At 45.6% G+C, this 18362-nt stretch carries 16 protein-coding genes; all 16 read right to left on the minus strand.

The features are described 5' to 3' along the window. Positions 1 to 38: 38 nt before the first annotated feature. The gene (locus BMW45_RS23985) at positions 39 to 1007 is read right to left on the minus strand and encodes a D-alanyl-D-alanine carboxypeptidase family protein (protein ID WP_092249905.1); all 969 of its coding nucleotides are present in this window, start codon (positions 1005 to 1007) and stop codon (positions 39 to 41) included. 14 nt (positions 1008 to 1021) lie between these two features. Continuing rightward, positions 1022 to 1417, minus strand: a complete 396-nt coding sequence (gene mgsA / locus BMW45_RS23990; RefSeq protein WP_025233147.1) for a methylglyoxal synthase — start codon at positions 1415 to 1417, stop codon at positions 1022 to 1024. Between the two features lie 17 nt (positions 1418 to 1434). Next, the gene (locus tag BMW45_RS23995; protein WP_092249908.1) at positions 1435 to 2559 is read right to left on the minus strand and encodes an FtsW/RodA/SpoVE family cell cycle protein; all 1125 of its coding nucleotides are present in this window, start codon (positions 2557 to 2559) and stop codon (positions 1435 to 1437) included. 2 nt (positions 2560 to 2561) lie between these two features. Then, the gene (gene minE / locus BMW45_RS24000) at positions 2562 to 2840 is read right to left on the minus strand and encodes a cell division topological specificity factor MinE (RefSeq protein WP_025233149.1); all 279 of its coding nucleotides are present in this window, start codon (positions 2838 to 2840) and stop codon (positions 2562 to 2564) included. Between the two features lie 11 nt (positions 2841 to 2851). Continuing rightward, complete coding sequence (gene minD, locus BMW45_RS24005) at positions 2852 to 3643, minus strand: septum site-determining protein MinD (protein WP_092249911.1); 792 nt, start codon at positions 3641 to 3643, stop codon at positions 2852 to 2854. Positions 3644 to 3686: 43 nt separating this feature from the next. Continuing rightward, entirely contained in the window at positions 3687 to 4352 is a 666-nt protein-coding gene (locus BMW45_RS24010; protein WP_025233151.1) for a septum site-determining protein MinC, read from the minus strand. A 20-nt stretch (positions 4353 to 4372) separates the two neighbouring features. Next, positions 4373 to 7237 carry a penicillin-binding transpeptidase domain-containing protein gene (locus BMW45_RS24015; protein WP_092249914.1) on the minus strand — a complete coding sequence of 955 codons (2865 nt, stop codon included), beginning with the start codon at positions 7235 to 7237 and terminating at the stop codon, positions 4373 to 4375. Next, positions 7230 to 7748 carry a rod shape-determining protein MreD gene (mreD, locus tag BMW45_RS24020; protein ID WP_025233153.1) on the minus strand — a complete coding sequence of 173 codons (519 nt, stop codon included), beginning with the start codon at positions 7746 to 7748 and terminating at the stop codon, positions 7230 to 7232. The genes BMW45_RS24015 and mreD overlap by 8 nt, the downstream gene beginning before the upstream one ends. Positions 7749 to 7815: 67 nt before the next feature. Further along, positions 7816 to 8736 carry a rod shape-determining protein MreC gene (mreC, locus tag BMW45_RS24025; RefSeq protein ID WP_092249917.1) on the minus strand — a complete coding sequence of 307 codons (921 nt, stop codon included), beginning with the start codon at positions 8734 to 8736 and terminating at the stop codon, positions 7816 to 7818. Then, entirely contained in the window at positions 8737 to 9432 is a 696-nt protein-coding gene (gene radC, locus BMW45_RS24030) for a RadC family protein (protein WP_092249920.1), read from the minus strand. 125 nt (positions 9433 to 9557) lie between these two features. Continuing rightward, the gene (locus BMW45_RS24035) at positions 9558 to 9809 is read right to left on the minus strand and encodes a DUF4321 domain-containing protein (protein WP_025233156.1); all 252 of its coding nucleotides are present in this window, start codon (positions 9807 to 9809) and stop codon (positions 9558 to 9560) included. 168 nt (positions 9810 to 9977) lie between these two features. After that, the gene (locus BMW45_RS24040; RefSeq protein ID WP_092249923.1) at positions 9978 to 11258 is read right to left on the minus strand and encodes a methionine gamma-lyase family protein; all 1281 of its coding nucleotides are present in this window, start codon (positions 11256 to 11258) and stop codon (positions 9978 to 9980) included. After that, a complete protein-coding gene (gene miaA / locus BMW45_RS24045) occupies positions 11249 to 12214 on the minus strand; it encodes a tRNA (adenosine(37)-N6)-dimethylallyltransferase MiaA (protein WP_207649144.1) in 966 nt (321 codons plus the stop codon). Before miaA ends, BMW45_RS24040 begins: the two co-directional genes overlap by 10 nt. Beyond that, complete coding sequence (gene mutL / locus BMW45_RS24050; protein WP_092249929.1) at positions 12211 to 14130, minus strand: DNA mismatch repair endonuclease MutL; 1920 nt, start codon at positions 14128 to 14130, stop codon at positions 12211 to 12213. The genes miaA and mutL overlap by 4 nt, the downstream gene beginning before the upstream one ends. A 69-nt stretch (positions 14131 to 14199) precedes the next feature. After that, positions 14200 to 16854: a DNA mismatch repair protein MutS gene (gene mutS, locus BMW45_RS24055; RefSeq protein ID WP_092249932.1), complete on the minus strand. Its 2655-nt coding sequence runs from the start codon at positions 16852 to 16854 to the stop codon at positions 14200 to 14202. 26 nt (positions 16855 to 16880) lie between these two features. Next, positions 16881 to 18329 carry a tRNA (N6-isopentenyl adenosine(37)-C2)-methylthiotransferase MiaB gene (gene miaB, locus BMW45_RS24060; RefSeq protein ID WP_092249935.1) on the minus strand — a complete coding sequence of 483 codons (1449 nt, stop codon included), beginning with the start codon at positions 18327 to 18329 and terminating at the stop codon, positions 16881 to 16883. Positions 18330 to 18362: the final 33 nt, after the last annotated feature.

Consider the following 18362-nt stretch of genomic DNA (forward strand, 5'->3'; position numbering starts at 1 on the left):
AATATAATTATAGTACAAATCCATAAGAAAGGCAATGACTATTCTACAATTTTATTCAATATATTTGTCATATTATCGTAAAGGCCTGCATGATTCGGTGCCTTTAAAACAACGGTAATATATTCCCGCTTAGAGGAATCCGAGCTTCCCATGATCAGGCAGCTTCCGGCCGCCTTCGTCGTACCTGTTTTTCCGCCCAGGACGGTAAGTCCTTCCGGCATCTGGCGCTCTCCTGTCATATACCAGTTGGTGCCTTTCCAGGTTGCATTTACTGGTTTTCCCGCTCCATCCTGATAGGTGGTGGTGTACTCAGTTGTACCAACGATCTTGCGAAATTCGGGATACTTTAAAGCTTCATTAAAGATTAAATACAGGTCATAAGCTGTGGTGTAGTGATTATCATCGCTTAAACCGTGAGGATTAAGGAAATGAGTGCCTGTAGCTCCAACCTTCAACGCTTCATCATTCATCATCTGTGCAAACTGGTCTATCCCTCCGGCCATATGGGTTGCAATGGCAGCCCCGGCATCATTTCCGGATGGGAGCATAAGACCATATAAAAGCTGTTCCATAGTCAGCTTGTCTCCTGGCTTTATCCCACATAAAGTAGCCCCGGCTTCCGTAATGACAGCATCTTTGGTCACCGTGACTTCATCTGTTAAATTTCCGTATTTTAAGGCAATAAGAGCTGTCATGGTTTTTGTGATGCTTGCAGGATACAAACGCTCAAAAGGATTCTTTGCAAACAGAACTTTCTTATCCGTTAAGTCAAAGACTGCGGCAGCTTCGGCAGTGACCGCTTTGTCCTGGCTGGAAGGATCCTCTGAAACGATACAGAGATCATGAGCAAAGGGTTCTGCTCTGCCAGATACTGCACTGGACTGGTAAAGGGCGGTTCTTTCCGAATACACATAAGGATTGTCCAGGCCCTTCAGACCCGCGCAGCCTGTCAGAAATACGGTACATAAGGCAATGCAGCCTGATTTTACAAAAACTCTTTTTTTCACGGAATCTACCTCTGCTATTTATACATCTCACGCCATTCCATGTCACCGCGCTCCAGAGACTTGATCAAAAGCTCTGCGGTAGCCAGATTGGTTGCAAGAGGAATGTTGTGCATATCACAGGTGCTCATGATGTTTACGATATCCGGTTCATGGGACTTGGGTGTAAGGGGATCCCTTAAAAAGATAACCAGATCGATCTCATTGTGTTCAATCTGGGATCCCAACTGCTGCTCCCCGCCCAGGTGTCCGGCCAGATATTTATGAACATTTAAGTTTGTCACCTCTTCGATCAGACGTCCGGTGGTTCCGGTAGCATATAACATGTGTTTACTTAAAATTCCCCTGTAGGCAATGCAGAAGTTCTGCATAAGTTTTTTCTTTGAATCGTGTGCAACTAGTCCTATATTCATGACGATATACCTCCTTATTAATTACCGATTTTGCGCTGCAGTCCAACATTTAGCACCAGTCCCATACCCATAAAGATGCTGATGAGCGAACTGACTCCCGAGCTGATAAAGGGGAGAGGAAGGCCTGTATTGGGAAATATCTGCGTTGCCACGGCGATATTGGCAAAGGCCTGGAAGCCGATCAAGGCTGCCATGCCGGTACAAATCAGTTTTCCTGACATATCTTTGGTCTTGGATGCCAAATAAAGGCATTCAAATACAACCAAACCAATAAGAACAATGACGATAACGCTGCCTCGAAATCCCATTTCTTCGCCGATAATGGCGAAAATAAAGTCGGTTTCCCCGGCTGATAAGAAGTTTCCATCTTTCACCGATGCAATGGTTGTATTAAAAAGTCCTTTCCCTTGAAGCTGTCCGGAACTGATTGCCATAATTGAATTTTTTTGCTGATACAGATTCTCCGCATACTGCTCCGCATGGGGATAAATCCATGCAAGGATCCGCCGCGCTTGATAATCGTGTATAAAAGGGATCAATCCTTTGGTCAGCAGAAATATGAAAAGCGCTCCTGCCGGTATTGCAACGGCAAGGACGCCCCCGATCCAGCGGTAACTGATTCCTGCGGAAAATACCATACACAGGATAATAATGGAAACCACAAGGCTGGTGGATAAATTCGGCTCTGCAAAAATAAGACCGATGGGTATGGCCGCAAGCAAAGCGGCCAGCCCTATCATAATCGGCGTGTTTAACCTTTCCTGGTATTTGTTCCAATACCAGGAAAAGAACACAATTAAACCGATCTTTACGAATTCAGACGGCTGTATCCGTCCAATACCAGGAATATTGATCCATCTGGTGGCGCCTCCAGCCGTATGTCCCATAACAAGAACAGCTTCTAGCAAAATAATGCAGCCCGCATAAATCAGAGCATAAAGCTTGATAATTCTATGATAGTCTATGATGGAAAGCCCAATAGCCAGGGCAAATCCCACCATTACGCCGATAATCTGTTTTGTCACTGTACTGGAATCCTGGTTGGAGGCGCTGGCCACCACAAGAATCCCGATAACGGACAGCGACAGCATGTACAAAACTAACCGGTAATTATAGTATTTAAAATTGTAATCAGAAAACATAATTAGTATATCCCCTTATCAGGTACGTCGCGAATAGGGATGTTTGCATAAAGAACCGGAATAAAGCGTTCGCAATCCGGCTGTTTAAGCTTCTTCATCTGTATCTCTATTCTGTCGGAATCTATATCCATGTATCTTGAAACAACACGGACCATATCGTCTTTTATCATCTGCATGATCTCAGGAGAACAATCTGCCTTGTCCGCAACCAGCAAAAGTTTCAGACGATTTCTTGCAATTTCTCCTGAATTCTTCTTGCGGAATACAGGAAGCAGGCTCATATCACACCCTCCTATGCTCTCTTTAAGAGATGGGAGAGTTTAAAGAACAGGCCTTCACGTACTACTGGGTTCTGAAGCGGTACGTTTTCCCCGGTAATCCGCCTGCAGATATCCATATAGGCCTGTCCGGCCGGGGTTCCCATACCAACGAGAGGTTCTCCCTGGTTTGTGGAAATAACGATGTCCTCGTCATCCGGCACAGCGCCGATAATATCAACGGCAAGGATGTCCATGACATCGTCCAGAGACATCATGTCTCCCCTTTTCACCATATCCGCACGGATCCGGTTTACGATGAGTTCAATGGCTCCCATGTCAGCGGCATCTAAAAGCCCGATGATCCGGTCTGCATCCCGGATTGCAGAAACTTCCGGAGTGGTAACAACAATGGCTCTGTCAGCGCCTGCAATGGCGTTTTGAAAGCCTTGTTCAATTCCTGCAGGGCAATCCAGCAGGATGTAATCAAACTCTTCTCTTAAATCATCAACCATTTTCACCATTTGTTCGGGAGTGACTGCTGTCTTGTCCCTGGTCTGGGCTGAAGGAAGTAAAAATAAGTTCGGGTATCTTTTGTCTTTTATCAGGGCCTGTTTCATACGGCAGTTGCCCTCTACCACGTCTACTAAATTGTAGACAATGCGGTTTTCCAGACCCATAACAACATCCAGGTTCCGAAGTCCTATATCTGTATCGATCAGGACCACTTTTTTACCCAGAATTGCAAGTCCGGTACCAACATTGGCAGAGGTTGTTGTCTTGCCTACCCCGCCTTTTCCAGAAGTGATTACGATAATTTCGCTCATACCATATCCTCCTGATTTTTAGGGATAACTTCCTTTTTATATTCTACCTTAGTTTTTGGAATATTTCCACACTTTTTTTCATTGGTTTAATTATGACCTTGTTATTTTCCATATAAGCCTTCATAGGACCTCTTCCCAGGCGCTTTCCTCTTCCGTCAAGGCCTGAGGTACAATCTGCGATGCGCAGCTGGATTGGAGCCATATCCAGGGCAGTAATGAGCGCTCCCCGATTGCCTGCTACACCTGCACATACCGTTCCGGAAAGTTTTCCAAGAACGATCACATTGCCTTTTGCCAAAACCTTTGCACCTTTGTATACATCACCGATGATCACAATGCTGGCTTCGGATTCCAAAGTCTCTCCGCTTTGTAGATTGCCTTTGAAGAACTGCCCTGTCTGGCAGGACAACTCCATGAGTTTCTCGTTCAGTGCTTTTTCGCAGCGCTCCATACGGTTTATATCCGTATCAACCAGGCAGATGATCTCCACATTGGAGTTTTCCGTGATCTGGTTGATGATTGCGAACTCTTCCTCGGAATTCAGTTCCCGCCCTTCCAGGGTCAGGGTCATTTGTGCGGATCCCCAGAATTTCGCATGATCCCCGAATTTTTTCCCAATATCAGATAGAAGCTGAGGGAAGGGGGTGTCTGGGTCCAGGATGACAGTCATACCTGCTCTGTTGCTTTTAATTACTACGGTATTATGCATCATATCACCTCTTATCCTAGTTAATCGCGAATGTTGACCTTCGCTGCATCCAGGGCACCGGCATTTATAATGGATTCTAAGTCCGTATAGCCGTAATAATACTTATAGACGTTCTTCGCAATATTGGCGGCGTTGGATGATGAATAGCCATACGGAATATTCACGGTTACACAGATTTCCGGATTGTCATATGGCGCATAAGAAATAAAGAATGCGTGATTGGGCTTGTTGCGGGCCTCCTGTGCAGTACCGGTTTTAGCGGCAATTTCCACTTCAAGGTCGGTAAATAACCTTTTACTTGAACCGTTTGCAATCACTTCTCTCATCCCCTGTTGTACAGTATCCCACGTTGAAGCCGCCGCGTCAATATGAGAAGAAATCTTAGGGGTATAATCTTGTATCAGATTACCTTCAGAATCGGTTGTTTTATCCAATAAGCTGAGTTCAAATACAGTTCCCCGGTTTGCGATGGCAGACACGTATCTGGATAGCTGGACATTGGTGTAAGCATGGCTTCCCTGTCCCATGGCAGAACGCTCTGGCGCATCCTTTGAAATCTGTGGATCAAGCTCTGCGATCTCTACCCCGGACTTATGATCCAGTCCAAACATGGTTGCATATTTCCGCAAAACTTCAAGTCCCTGGTCAGGAGAATATACTCCGTTTGCATCCATTGACAAGCGGTGCCCCAGATCAGCAAAGAGATAGTTACAGGAATTTCCAATTCCTCCCACAATGTTCAGAGGACCATGTTGGCCCGGATAAATCCAGCACTTAATGGGCGGTTCTACATCCGTATAAATACCGGTACAGGTAATGGTTTCATCCATTGTGACGACATGCTCTTCCAGAGCTGCTACCGCAGTAATGGGTTTAAAGGTGGAACCAGGCGCTTTTCTTGTCTGGGTCGCATTGTTGTATAACGGAAGGGACATGTCTGCCTGCAGCTGGCTGAAATAGGTTCCGTCACCAATCCTGTTGTTGTCATATCCAGGATAGGATACCAGAGCAAGCACTTCTCCTGTTTTATCGTTTGTAACCACTACTCCTGCATTACAGGGGGATAATGCCAGCTGGGCTGGAGTGATCTCCAGGGATGACAGCTTTTTAATCAGGAAGGAGTAAGCATCACCTGTTGCCCTTAAATCTGCCGCATCCTGACCGTTGTCTATTAAAACTCCCTGATCATATAAAGCAAGGCATAGCTCCTGCCCTGTAATGACATCGTCATTAATCAGATACCGGTATATTTTTTTCGTAAAGTTCCGGTCATCTTTAAGCTTGTCCAGAGCATAAGCCACAAGGGCTTCAAAGGTGTCATCCGCATTTGAATATTTGGAACCGGTTCCCAGCTTGGTGGTGTCCACCCAGCCATTTGCGATTCCATAATACAGATAGTCTCTTAAACTGATTTCATCCGCTTTCCATGCCTGATATTCCCCGCTGGAGGTATCAATGGCATCTTCCTTAATAATACCCACGGTAGGACCGGAAAGATAAGTATATATATAAAACATATAGGCTTTTAAGTCTTCTGAAAGATCCTTCATTGGTGTGGCGTGGGCGCTCATCAGCTCATTGTTTAAATTGGTAAAGATCTGCTGTTGGGAAGACATATATTTCCGGTATATGTTTTTTTCGGTTTCAGAGGCGTCCTCCTCTTCCATTTCCTTCAGGGAAAGGACATTGTTGTTGATCAGCTGGTAATAGGCATCCTTAACAGGTATCTTCATATTGGAGCCATCTGTGGAGCCGCTTGTATTGAAATCACCATTTACAATGGTCTTAATGAGAACTCCGGCTAACGATTGTTCAATCAGATGGTAAATGCCCTTCTGAAGATCCGCATCCAGGGTCAGATACACATCGTTTCCTGCGGAAGCATCGGTTTCATCTTTTGTTTCCCGTACTCGTCCTACACTGTCCTTGTAAATCGTTTTTTTCCCTTTTGTCCCCTGAAGATCGTGCTCCATGGTATATTCAATTCCAGCCCGTCCTACGATGTCATTAATGTCGTAGTCGTCTTTCCTCTTTTGAAGGCCCTCTAACTGGTCCTCTGGGACCTTTCCGGTATAGCCAATGACCGGAGCTAAGGAAATGCTGTCGTTATAAGCGCGGATTGTTGTTTCCTCCACATTTACTCCCTGCATTTCACCGATATGTTCCAAAATATCCGCTACGGTTTCATCGGATACCTGACTGGCAACCGTAGTGGCTTCATATTTGCGGTAGGACATGAGACGAAGGGCGTATTTGATATTGATAATATCAAGGGCTTCCTGGTCTGTCAGGGTAACAGGCTTACCATTCTGATCTTTCATATCTGTAAGGCCATTGTCCTTGCAGGCCTTCTCAAACAGCTCCCTTGCACTTAAATTAGAGGGATAGGCGCCTTTTTCATCATCTAAGTCTTCCACCTTTTTCAGACCATAATAGTCCCGCAGAAAGCGTTTTCTGGAGGACTCGGAGGAGGAAGTGTATACGATGTCACCGTTGGAATCAATAGCGACTTCAAATTTTCCCTGTATGGTCTCCTCGTGCTTTTCAAGAATCTGTACCAGCCTTAAATACATGTTATTTCTGGCGGCTGCATTCTTGTACACGCCGGTATCCTGTACCGTAACGGAATAAGCCAGCTTGTTATAAGCCAGGACTTTGCCGTTCCGATCATAGATATTACCTCTTGTTCCGGCGGTTGTAATGGTCTGCTCCGTAAGCTGCATGTATTCGTTAAGGGCTTCTTCTCCATTAACGATCTGCATGTTAAAAAGTTTATTAATTAATCCGGCATACATGAAAAAGCAAATGATTCCAAGTATAAAAAGCCGTGATGATATGGTTTTTTTCAAAAATTCCTTTATAATGTCAAACAAATCACTAAACAATTGCCGAATCTCCTCTTTTTCCTATCTCTTCCAAGTGCCGGTTCAAAATCAGGAATACCCGATAAAGAAGCAGGGTCGTTACAACGGTAAAAATGATTTCCGGAAGCATCAAATTGATAAAATAATACCCAACTCTGATTTTCTGACGAATCAGGAACCGGAAAACATAAATATACAGATTGTAAGCCAATTCGTTCAGTACACTTAGGATCAAGGGCAGCGTAATGTAATCTTCATAATAATATTTGGTACAGATTCCGTTGATATAGCCTACATGGACAAAAATCAGGGTGTAAAAGCCAAAAGGCCCGCTGTAAAATAAATCCATGAGAAGCCCGGCCAAAAGCCCGTAATACATCCCGGCCTCTTTTCCATGCATGAAGCCAAAGGAAAAGGTGAGGATTAAGAGCAGGTTGGGAGAAGCCGATAAGAACGGCAGCAACGGAAAAAGGCAATTTTGAATCGTAAATGCAAGAATTATCATCAGCACATTAAAAAGTATCCGTCTCATGTTACTCCTTTCCTCTTTCCTGTCCATGCTTTTTGGACATAAAGGTATACCCGCAGGGTGTTACCTCTTATTGAGAAGCACTTTCTGCTGTTTCGGTTTCTGTTTCAGAGGAATTCGTCTCCTGGGGAGCGGTTTCCTCCTGAGAAGCTTCTTCCTTCATCATATCAGCTTTCAGTTTTGTGATAACCAGAACCTCCTGCAGGCTGTCAAACTTTGCTGCCGGAATTAAATACCCTGATTTGGTAACGTTATTGGTATCATTGGTAATGCCGGAGGCATAACCAACCAGGATTCCGGGCAGGAATACGGAGCTGATGTTGGATGTTACGATCTTATCTCCGTCTTTTACATCGCTTTCCTTTAACACGTTGGTGATCCGGAGCCTTCCCTCTTTAAACAGGGTCAAGTCGCCGGCAACGATACAGCTGTTTCCGGACTGCATGGCCATGCCGCTCACACGGCTGGAATCATCAATAATGGAACGGACGGTTGCATAATTCGCTCCCACATCCGTGACAATGCCTACCAGACCGCCTCCTGCCACAACATTCATATCCGGGGCAATCCCATCCTTTGAGCCTTTGTCGATTCGGAATATCTGGAACCAGTTGCTCGAGTCATTGGCAATGACCCTGGCTCCCACCTTTGTATACTGACCATAATCCTGATCCAGGCTGTAAAGCTGGCGAAGCCGTTTTAACTCAAATTCTTCCGCCTGAAGTCTGGTGTTTTCCTCGGTCAGCTGTGTGATGATTTCTTTCATCTCTTTATTTTCATTCAGTGCGTCATGAAGCTTTGTATAATCAATAATTTCATCATAAATGGCCGAACCAACCGCATTGACACCCGATTGCACCGGAATCAGAAAATATCCTACCCCGGTCCTAAGGGGCGTAAGCCATTCGTCATGAATGGAGGTCAACCCGATTAACAGGACACAGAATACTGTTAAGGCAATAAGAACATATTTGCTGCGCTTTGATTCCATCTATAAAATTCCCCGTTCCTTCAAACTGATATAGGAATTATCTCCTATGATAATGTGGTCCAATAACCGGATGCCAACCAGATCTCCTGCTTCCCTTACCCGGCGGGTAAAGTTTAAATCTTCCCTGCTGGGAGACGGATCTCCGCTTGGATGGTTATGAACCAGTACCAGACTTACGGCATGATATTTCATAGCCTCAATGAAAATCTCCCTGGGAGAAACAGCGGATGTGTTCACTGTTCCCTGAGAGATCAAAATGTCCCTTATCAGGGCTCCTTTTGTATTCAGGAGAACGATATAAACCAGCTCCTGTTCTTTATGGCGCATGTCCTCCACAAAGTAATTAACAATATCAAGGGGATTACGGAATAACACCCCATCGGAGCGGGCGGTTCTTTTCCAGATACGTCTGGAAAGCTCTCCCACGCATAAAAGCTGGGCGCCCTTTACGGTCCCGATTCCCTTAACCTGCATAAGTTCCGGCATTGAAAGATGCAAAAGCCCTAAAATACCCTCTTTGGGATAATTTAAGGCCAGTATCTTCTGTGCCAGAGTCAGGGAATTATTCTCCCTGGAACCCGTGCGGATGATAATAGATAAAAGCTCCGCATCGCTTAAGCCTTCCGGACCTTCCTTTAAACACTTTTCATAGGGCCGTTCATCCGCAGGAATGTCTTTCATCGTTATTCGTTTCATATGCCTCCTGACCGTTACTCTCCAGGCACGTTAAAAAGGACATATGTATGGCAGAGCGGATATTGGCAATCACTTCGCTCCTTGATCACAGCGTGCCCCGCTTCATCGGGCATGAATGCATGCGTTCAAATTAACCGATATGTAATGAGGGCTGCTGCCACTCCTATAATGCCAGCCATGGTAATTTTAATGTTAATGCCAAAGGTAATTACCAGAATGCCTAGATTGACGATCAGCGGGGTATCAAATCCAAAGGATTGTCCCGCGTTCAGCCAGGACAGCCAGGAAATTCCCCGGGTCAGATCTCCGACAAAGCCTCCGAGAACTACGCCGGCCAGCATAAGAAGAAGCAGTACCCAGCAGTTTTTGTATTTCATCTGCTTTGCTACCCCTTTTGTTTTATGACAGGATTGTCCATACCTATCAAATCATTCTAACATAGTTTTGCAGTTGTGTATACCGTTTTTTATAATTTGCCTTCAAGGGAAAATGCAAGAACTTATTCTTTCATTGGCCCCTAAGCACGATTGATAAAAATTTATTTATTAAAAACGGATCAGACCGGCCTCCAAGAGCTTTTGTACCGACATTAAGATTCCCAGCTTTGCGTGGAACCAGGTAAGACCTCCCTGGAAGTAAACCGCATAAGGCGGTTTGATAGGACCATCTGCGCTCAGCTCAATGGATGAACCTTGTACAAACGCACCGGCTGCCATGATGACAGGGGCATCATACCCCGGCATATCCCAAGGTTCCGGTGTGACAAAGCTGTCAACAGGGGCAGCCGCCTGAATCCCCTGGCAGAAGGCAATGACTCCTTCCGGCTTCCCAAAGGTAACGGCCTGAATGATATCATGGCGGGACTGGGAACCGTCAGGTACTACGGAAAAGCCCAGCTTTTCATAGACATTGGCAGCGAATACAGCGCCTTTTAAAGCCCCAGCCACTACGGTAGGAGATAAAAACAATCCCTGAAAAAATGACTGGTTAAGGCCCAGAGTGGCCCCGACTTCCTTTCCAAGACCAGGTGCTGTCAGCCGGTAGGAAGCACGGTCAATGCAGTCTTCCCTTCCCGCAATGTAGCCGCCGATGGGGGCAATGCCTCCTCCTGGATTCTTTATGAGAGAGCCTACCACCATATCGGCTCCCACGTCTGACGGTTCAATTCTTTCAACGAATTCCCCGTAGCAGTTGTCAACCATACAGATCACATCCGGCTTTATCTTTTTTACGAAGGAGATCAGCTCCCCGATCTGGGAAACGGAAAAGGTAGGGCGGGTATCGTATCCTTTGGAACGCTGGATAGTAACCAGCTTTGTTTTTTCATTCACAGCTTTTCCTATGGCTTCGTAGTCAAAGGTTCCATCGTCAAGAAGGTCCACCTGTCGGTATACGACTCCGTATTCCTTTAAAGAGCCTGCACTGTCCCTGATGCCGATCACTTCTTCCAGGGTATCATAGGGCTTTCCCACCGGTGAGAGAAGTTCATCTCCTGGACGGAGATTCCCGGAAAGGGCAACGGTGAGGGCATGGGTTCCGCTGATCAGGTTCGGTCTTACGAGAGCGCTTTCCGTATGGAATACGCTGGCATAAACTGCTTCCAAAGTATCACGGCCCAAGTCGTTGTAGCCATAGCCAGTGGTTGCCGCAAAATGGATGTCACTGACCCGGTTATCCTGCATGGCCTTAATGACCTTCATCTGATTATATTCGGCCGTTTCATCGATTTCTTTAAAACGTTCCATTAAAGCCTCTTCGATTTCTTTCCCGAAATCCATTACCTGTCTGCTGATTCCCAGGCTTTCGTACATTTCATTTATTTCCATTGTTTATTAATCTCCAATTCGTACATCTCATTTATGTCCTGCAACATTTTTATAAGCACCTGATCCAGGTCATTGTTAAAATCCGGAAGATCTAGCCATCTTACATCACGTTCCCGTTTAAACCAGGTGATCTGTCGTTTTGCAAAATGCCTGGTGTCGCGCTTTAAAATATAAATGGCCTCTTCCAGTGTATATATCCCCTGTAAATAATCCAGGATTTCCTTATACCCAAGGCCCTGCATAGAAACCATGTCCCTGGTTAAGCCCATATCCTTTAAGTGCATAACCTCTTCCACAAGCCCCTGCTCTAGCATTAAGTCCACACGCTGGTCAATTCGTTCATAAAGCCGGGGCCGGTCTGTATTTACTACATAATAGAGGAAATCATAAGGAGATTTCTTTTGTCTTTCCCGTTTGTTGTGCTCAGAGATCCGTTCACCGGTCTGCCGGTAATATTCAATTGCCCGGATTACCCGTTTCATATTATTTTCATGGATCTCGTCCGCGGAATCCGGGTCAATGTCCCGAAGAAGGTTATGGAGAAACTCTGCTCCCCTCTCCTTGCCCAATTTTTCCAGTTCCATACGTATGGAGGTGTCTTCTCCATTTTCCGTAAAATCAATATCATAAAGAAGGGCCTGGATATAAAAACCGGTTCCGCCGACCACAATGGGAATATGACCATGGGAATAAATCTCTTCCACGGCCTCTTTCGCCATTTTCTGAAAAACTGTCACATTAAATTCCTCTTCCGGATCAAGGACATCGATCAGGTAATGAGGAACCCCGTCCATTTCTTCCTTTTTGATCTTTGCTGAACCGATATCCATATGGCGGTATACCTGCATGGAATCAGCACTTATAATTTCTCCCCCGATTGCCTTCGCAAGACGGACCGACAAAGTGGTCTTTCCCACTGCCGTCGGCCCGGTAATAATAATCAGCGGTCTCATCACACGATCCTCTTAAATTTCTTTTCTAACTCATATTTGCTCATGGAAATGATTGTTGGCCTTCCGTGAGGGCAGGCATAGGGATTTTCCAGGCTTAAAAGCTGGTCAATAAGCTCGTTGGCTTCCGCTGCTGATAAGCGATGTCCTCCTTTAACCGCTGCCTTGCAGGATAAGGATGCGACCCGTTCATAAATCATATCCGGGTTATGGGAAGAGCCATCCTCTGACAACCCATCGATCATCTCAATCAGAAGTTCTTTTTTGGCAATGGAAAAAAGATTAGCAGGAACTCCTCTGACCGCATATTCCTTGCCGCCAAAGGGTTCGATTTCAAATCCCATATCTGTAAAATATTTTAAGTGGCGTTTTAATAAAATTTCTTCATTCTGGTTTAAAGTCAGGATAATGGGAGGACTTACCAGTTGGGAAATATATTCCATCGTCTTAAGTGTTCCCATGGTTTTTTCATATAAAACCTTTTCATGGGCAGCATGTTGGTCAATAATAAAAAGCTGTTCATTAAATTCAACCAGCCAGTAAGTATCAAACAGCTGTCCAATGAGCTTGTGCATGGACCGGGCCTTTGGTTCCAGAAGTTTTCCATCAAACAAATCCAGCTGTTCCGGTCCCTTTTCCCCCTTGGGAACCTCATTACTTGATGGAGCTTCCGGCAGTTTTTCTATGGCTGGGGCCTGAGACTTTAGCCAGTTATCCGCCAGATCATCCCTTTCTTTTACAAAGGAAGGCTGGGGCGAAGTTAATCTTTTAGGAAAAGCATAGGCCGTATCTTTCTTTTCTTCTGTAGCAGCCTGCTGCTCCATAGCCATAAGCCTGCGTCTTTCAAAAGGCTCTGGGCTGGGCTCATGTCTTTTTTCAGAAAGGTTTTGCTTTACCTCTTCCTTTTTCTCTAACTCCACCTCAGGGATCAGTTCTTTGTGGGCCAAAGCGCTTGATACTGCCTGATACACCATGTGATAGACCATTTCCCCATCCCGGAACCGAAGCTCCATCTTGGTGGGATGGACATTTACATCAAGCATCTCTGATTCAATGGAGAAATGAAGCATGGTAAAGGGATATTTATGCTGCATCATAAATGGCCGGTAGGCTTCTTCTATAGCCCTGGAAATAATGCTGCTTTTTATGTACCTGCCATTGATGAAATAGTTTTCGTAATTCCGGTTGCCTCTGGCGATCACCGGTTTTCCGATGTAGCCATGAATGGAAACCTGAGGCTTATTCACCGTAACCTCCAAAAGGTTAGATGCGATTTCCCGGCCAAATACTGTGTATACAATATCCTTTAAATTGTGGTTTCCGGAGGTGTGAAGCTTGTTCTGGTTGTTCTGGATAAAGCGGATGGATACTTCCGGATGAGACAGAGCCAGCTTTTCCACCAGCTCAGCCACATGTGCACCTTCCGTGGATGGAGTTTTTAAAAACTTCTTCCTGGCCGGAGTATTGTAAAATAAGTTTCTGGCGATAAAGGTGGTTCCTTCAGGCGCTCCGATCTCTTCCAGGGACCGTTCTTCACCACCCTCAATCTGAAATCTGGTACCGGTAAGCCCAACGCTGGTCTTAGTAATCAGCTCTACCTGAGAGACAGCGGCGATGCTTGCAAGAGCTTCTCCCCGGAATCCAAGAGAGGAAATGGTAAACAGATCCTCTACGGATTTGATCTTGCTTGTAGAATGACGCAGAAATGCCAGAGGTACTTCCTCTTTGGGAATCCCGCAGCCATTGTCGGTCACCCGGATAAAGGAGGTTCCCCCTTCTTTGATCTCCACGGTAACTGCGGTGGATTTAGCATCAATGGCGTTTTCCAAGAGCTCCTTAACAACGGAGGCCGGACGTTCGATGACCTCTCCTGCCGCTATTTTGTTGATAGTATTCTGATCCAGTACAGTTATATTCGGCATGGCACCTGCTCCTTTCCACTTGTTCGCCCACGCTTTTGGGGCATAAAGGTATGCCCGCAGGGTGTTATCCTACTGCCAGCGGTTCTTTAGTTTTGTCTGCAGACGGTACAGGGTATTGAGCGCGTCAATGGGAGTCATGTTGCCCAGCTCTATATCGCCCAATTCCTTAATGATATCATCATCCTTTACGGTATCAAAGATGGACATCTGCTGTAAATCCACCTCGTCGGGCTTTGGAACAGCCTTTCTCTGGGTAATATTAGAGTTGATTTCGGCAATTTCCCTGGCTTTGGCTGTGATGTCCGCATCTCTTAATTCTTCCAGCAGCTCTTTGGCCCTGGCAATGACAGTGTCAGGGACGCCGGCCAGCTTAGCTACCTGTATGCCGTAGCTCTTATCGGCCCCGCCCTTTATGATCTTTCTTAAGAAAACAATGTCATCGCCCTGTTCTTTTACTGCGATGCAGTAATTATTTACCCCGCTCATGGTTCCTTCCAGCTCGGTCAGCTCATGATAGTGGGTCGCAAACAGGGTTTTTGCTCCCAGGATTTTCGGATTGCTGATGTGCTCTACCACGGCCCAGGCAATGCTGAGTCCGTCAAAGGTACTGGTACCGCGGCCGATTTCATCTAAGACAATCAGGCTGTTTTTCGTAGCGTTCCGAAGGATATTGGCTACCTCCGTCATCTCCACCATGAAAGTACTCTGGCCGGAAGCCAGATCATCGGAGGCACCTACACGGGTGAAAATCCGGTCACAAACTCCTATGCTTGCTTCCTCTGCAGGAACAAAGCTTCCAATCTGGGCCATCAGGACAATTAACGCAGTCTGGCGCATGTAGGTAGACTTTCCTGCCATGTTTGGGCCGGTGATGATGGAAACCCGGTTTTTCCCGTTGTCTAAATAGGTATCATTGGAAACAAACAGATCATCCCGCATCATTTTTTCCACTACCGGATGGCGTCCGTTTTTAATGTCAATCAGTCCCTTTTCATTAACCTGAGGCTTTACATAGTTATTCCTTGTGGCTACTGAGGATAAGGAGGCCAGGACATCGATTCCTGCTATGGCCCTGGCAGTCTTTTGAATCCGGAGAACCTGGTCTGCCACCGAATCCCGGACCTGACAAAATAAACTGTATTCCAGAGAAAACAGCTTGTCCTCAGCTCCCAGTATCACATTTTCAAGTTCCTTTAACTCGTCGGTGGTGTAGCGCTCAGCATTGGCAAGAGTCTGTTTACGAATAAAGTAATCGGGTACAAGATCCTTAAAGGAATTGGTCACTTCAAAATAATAGCCGAATACCTTATTAAATTTTACCTTCAGGTTTTTAATTCCTGTTTTTTCTTTTTCCCGCAATTCCAAATCAGCAAGCCAGTTCTTACCCTCTGTTTTGGCACTTCTCAGCTTGTCGGCTTCTTCATGAAAGCCGTCCTTAATAATACCGCCGTCTCTTAAGGTGACAGGCGGATCGTCGATAATGGCACGGTCAATCAGTTCCCTGACATCCTCCAAGGGATCCAGTTCCCCCCACAAGTCCGTGAGCATATCACTGGTGAATTCCGCTAAAAGATTCTTGATGTGCGGAAGCATCTCTAAGGAGCTTTTAAATGCGATCATATCTCTGGGATTAGCTGTCTTATAACTGATTCGTCCGATTAAACGTTCCAGGTCATAAATCGGGTTTAAATATTCACAGATCTCTTCCCTAGATATGAAATTCATATTCAGCTCTTCAATGGCATTCTGGCGTTTTATGATCTCTGATTTATGGATTAAAGGCTGCTCTATGTAGGTGCGCAGCATTCTGGCGCCCATGGCTGTTTTCGTCCGGTCCAGAACCCAGAGAAGGCTTCCACGCTTCTGCTTCTCCCTTAAGGTCTCCAAAAGCTCCAGATTCCGCCTGGTAGAAGTGTCAATAATCATGAATTGCCCGGTGGAATAAGGGGTAATGGTTGTTATATGGGAAAGGCTGTTTTTCTGGGTCTCGTACATGTACTCCATAACTGCACCGGCAGCTATGACTCCGGTGTCATAATCTTCCAGCCCGAGTCCTGTGAGTGCGCCTACCTTGAAGTGTTCTTTTAGAATTTTCCGGCAGACTTCATCGGAAAAGAAATGATGATCCAGAGATGAAATAACCGCTTGGTGACGGTTCTTTATTTCTTCTACATCCACTCCCGAAACATAAAATGCTTCGTTACAGATGATTTCAGAGGGAGTAAACTTATTGATCTCATCCATAAGCTCCCGCTCCGACTCTACCTCTGTTACAAGAAAATCGCCGGTGCTGATATCCGCTACTGCGACCCCAAAGGCTTCGCCGATATAGACGATTCCCATCAGGTAGTTATTTTTTGTTTCATCAAGAGCCTGCGCACTTGTGATGGTTCCAGGTGTTACCACACGGATAACCTCCCGCTTTACCAGTCCCTTGGCAAGCCTGGGGTCTTCCATCTGCTCGGCGATGGCAACTTTAAAGCCTTTCTGGACAAGACGGTTTAAATATGTATCAACGGCATGATAAGGAACGCCGCACATAGGCGCCCGTTCCTCCAGTCCGCATTCTTTTCCGGTTAAGGTGATTTCCAGTTCTCTTGATACGGTAACCGCATCATCAAAAAACATTTCATAAAAGTCCCCCAGCCTGTAAAACAGGATACAGTCCGGGTACTCCTTCTTTGTTTCCATGTAATGGGTCATCATTGGTGACAGTCCAGCCATGCTCTTTCACTTCCTTTTTCTTCTGTTTATGGTCTTAAAGTTCCCATGTAGTAAAATCCTCTGGATTCATCCAGATATACGTCCACGATTTTTCCAATAAGAGAAGAATCCCCTTTAAAATGAACAGTAGTGTTATTGCTCAAACGGCCGGTTAAAAGACCTTCCTCATGATCATTCACCTCTTCCGCCAGTACCTTCTGAACGGTGTGTTCCTCTCTTCCGCAGACCTCGGAAGAGATTTTCTGGACTTCAGCCAGCAGACGGTCAAAGCGGTTCTTTACCACATCTTCCGGTACCTGCTCTTCCATATTGGCCGCAGGTGTACCGGTACGTTTGGAGTAGATAAAGGTAAAGGCACTGTCAAAACGCACCTTTTTCACCACTTCGAGGGTTTCGTTAAAATCCTCTTCCGTCTCTCCGGGGAAACCTACAATGATATCTGTGGTCAGCGAAATATCCGGCATGGCTGTCCGGATTTTTTCTACAAGCTCCAGATACTGTTCCTTGGTGTATTTCCGGTTCATGACCTTTAAAATACGGCTGCTGCCTGACTGAAGAGGCAGGTGAAGATGGGTGCAAACCTTTTTTGAATTTTTCATAGCTTCGATCAGATCGTCTGACAAATCCTTCGGATGGGAAGTCATAAAACGAATCCGCTCCAGGCCTTCTACCTGATCGATCTGGGTCATAAGCGCTGCAAAGCTTACGGGTGTTTCCAGGTTTTTTCCATAGGAGTTAACATTCTGTCCCAAAAGCATGATCTCCACAACGCCGTCATCTACAAGCTGTTTTACCTCTTCCAGAATGTCTTTTGGGCTGCGGCTTCGCTCCCTGCCGCGCACATAGGGTACGATGCAGTAGCTGCAGAAATTGTTGCAGCCAAACATAATATTAACGCCGGATTTAAAAGGGTACTTCCGGTCCGTAGGGAGATCCTCCACAATCCGGTCCGTTCCTTCCCAGATGTCTACAACCATCTTTTTTTCTTCCAGGCGTTCATACATTAGCTCAGCCAGTTTAAAAATGTTGTGAGTGCCGAATATAATATCCACAAAGCGGTAGCTCTTTTTAATCTTGGCAACTACTTTTTCTTCCTGCATCATGCAGCCGCAAAGAGCGATCATCATGTGAGGATTTTTCTTTTTTAAACTGTTTAAATATCCAAGACGTCCATAAACTCTGTCATTGGCATTTTCTCTGACCGTACAAGTATTATATAGAACAAAGTCTGCTTCTTCCGTGTCGGTTTCCACAAAGCCGATTGCTTCTAAAATTCCCTGAAGCTTTTCGGAATCTCTGGAATTCATCTGACAGCCGAAGGTAGCGATGTGAAAAGTAAATTGTTCTTTTCCTGATGTTTCCTTTAATTTATCCAGAATATCCCGGTAACGCTCTATAAAGTAGTACTGTCTTGCTGGCTCTTCCTTTGGTGCCTGGCTGAGGGTTTCCTCATAAGTCATATTTATATAATCCATTTGTATAACCTCTTAATTTTTATTCGGTTTTCC

The organism is Lacrimispora sphenoides (assembly GCF_900105215.1).
Classification (GTDB): Bacteria; Bacillota; Clostridia; order Lachnospirales; family Lachnospiraceae; genus Lacrimispora; species Lacrimispora sphenoides_A.

Bases quoted from the DNA above. Each gene is read 5' to 3' on its own strand.
- mgsA (WP_025233147.1), bottom strand. From the start codon at position 1,417: ATGAATATAGGACTAGTTGCACACGATTCAAAGAAAAAACTTATGCAG.
- BMW45_RS23995 (WP_092249908.1), bottom strand. From the start codon at position 2,559: ATGTTTTCTGATTACAATTTTAAATACTATAATTACCGGTTAGTTTTG.
- minE (WP_025233149.1), bottom strand. From the start codon at position 2,840: ATGAGCCTGCTTCCTGTATTCCGCAAGAAGAATTCAGGAGAAATTGCA.
- minD (WP_092249911.1), bottom strand. From the start codon at position 3,643: ATGAGCGAAATTATCGTAATCACTTCTGGAAAAGGCGGGGTAGGCAAG.
- BMW45_RS24010 (WP_025233151.1), bottom strand. From the start codon at position 4,352: ATGCATAATACCGTAGTAATTAAAAGCAACAGAGCAGGTATGACTGTC.
- mreD (WP_025233153.1), bottom strand. From the start codon at position 7,748: ATGAGACGGATACTTTTTAATGTGCTGATGATAATTCTTGCATTTACG.
- mreC (WP_092249917.1), bottom strand. From the start codon at position 8,736: ATGGAATCAAAGCGCAGCAAATATGTTCTTATTGCCTTAACAGTATTC.
- radC (WP_092249920.1), bottom strand. From the start codon at position 9,432: ATGAAACGAATAACGATGAAAGACATTCCTGCGGATGAACGGCCCTAT.
- BMW45_RS24035 (WP_025233156.1), bottom strand. From the start codon at position 9,809: ATGAAATACAAAAACTGCTGGGTACTGCTTCTTCTTATGCTGGCCGGC.
- BMW45_RS24040 (WP_092249923.1), bottom strand. From the start codon at position 11,258: ATGGAAATAAATGAAATGTACGAAAGCCTGGGAATCAGCAGACAGGTA.
- mutL (WP_092249929.1), bottom strand. From the start codon at position 14,130: ATGCCGAATATAACTGTACTGGATCAGAATACTATCAACAAAATAGCG.
- mutS (WP_092249932.1), bottom strand. From the start codon at position 16,854: ATGGCTGGACTGTCACCAATGATGACCCATTACATGGAAACAAAGAAG.
- miaB (WP_092249935.1), bottom strand. From the start codon at position 18,329: ATGGATTATATAAATATGACTTATGAGGAAACCCTCAGCCAGGCACCA.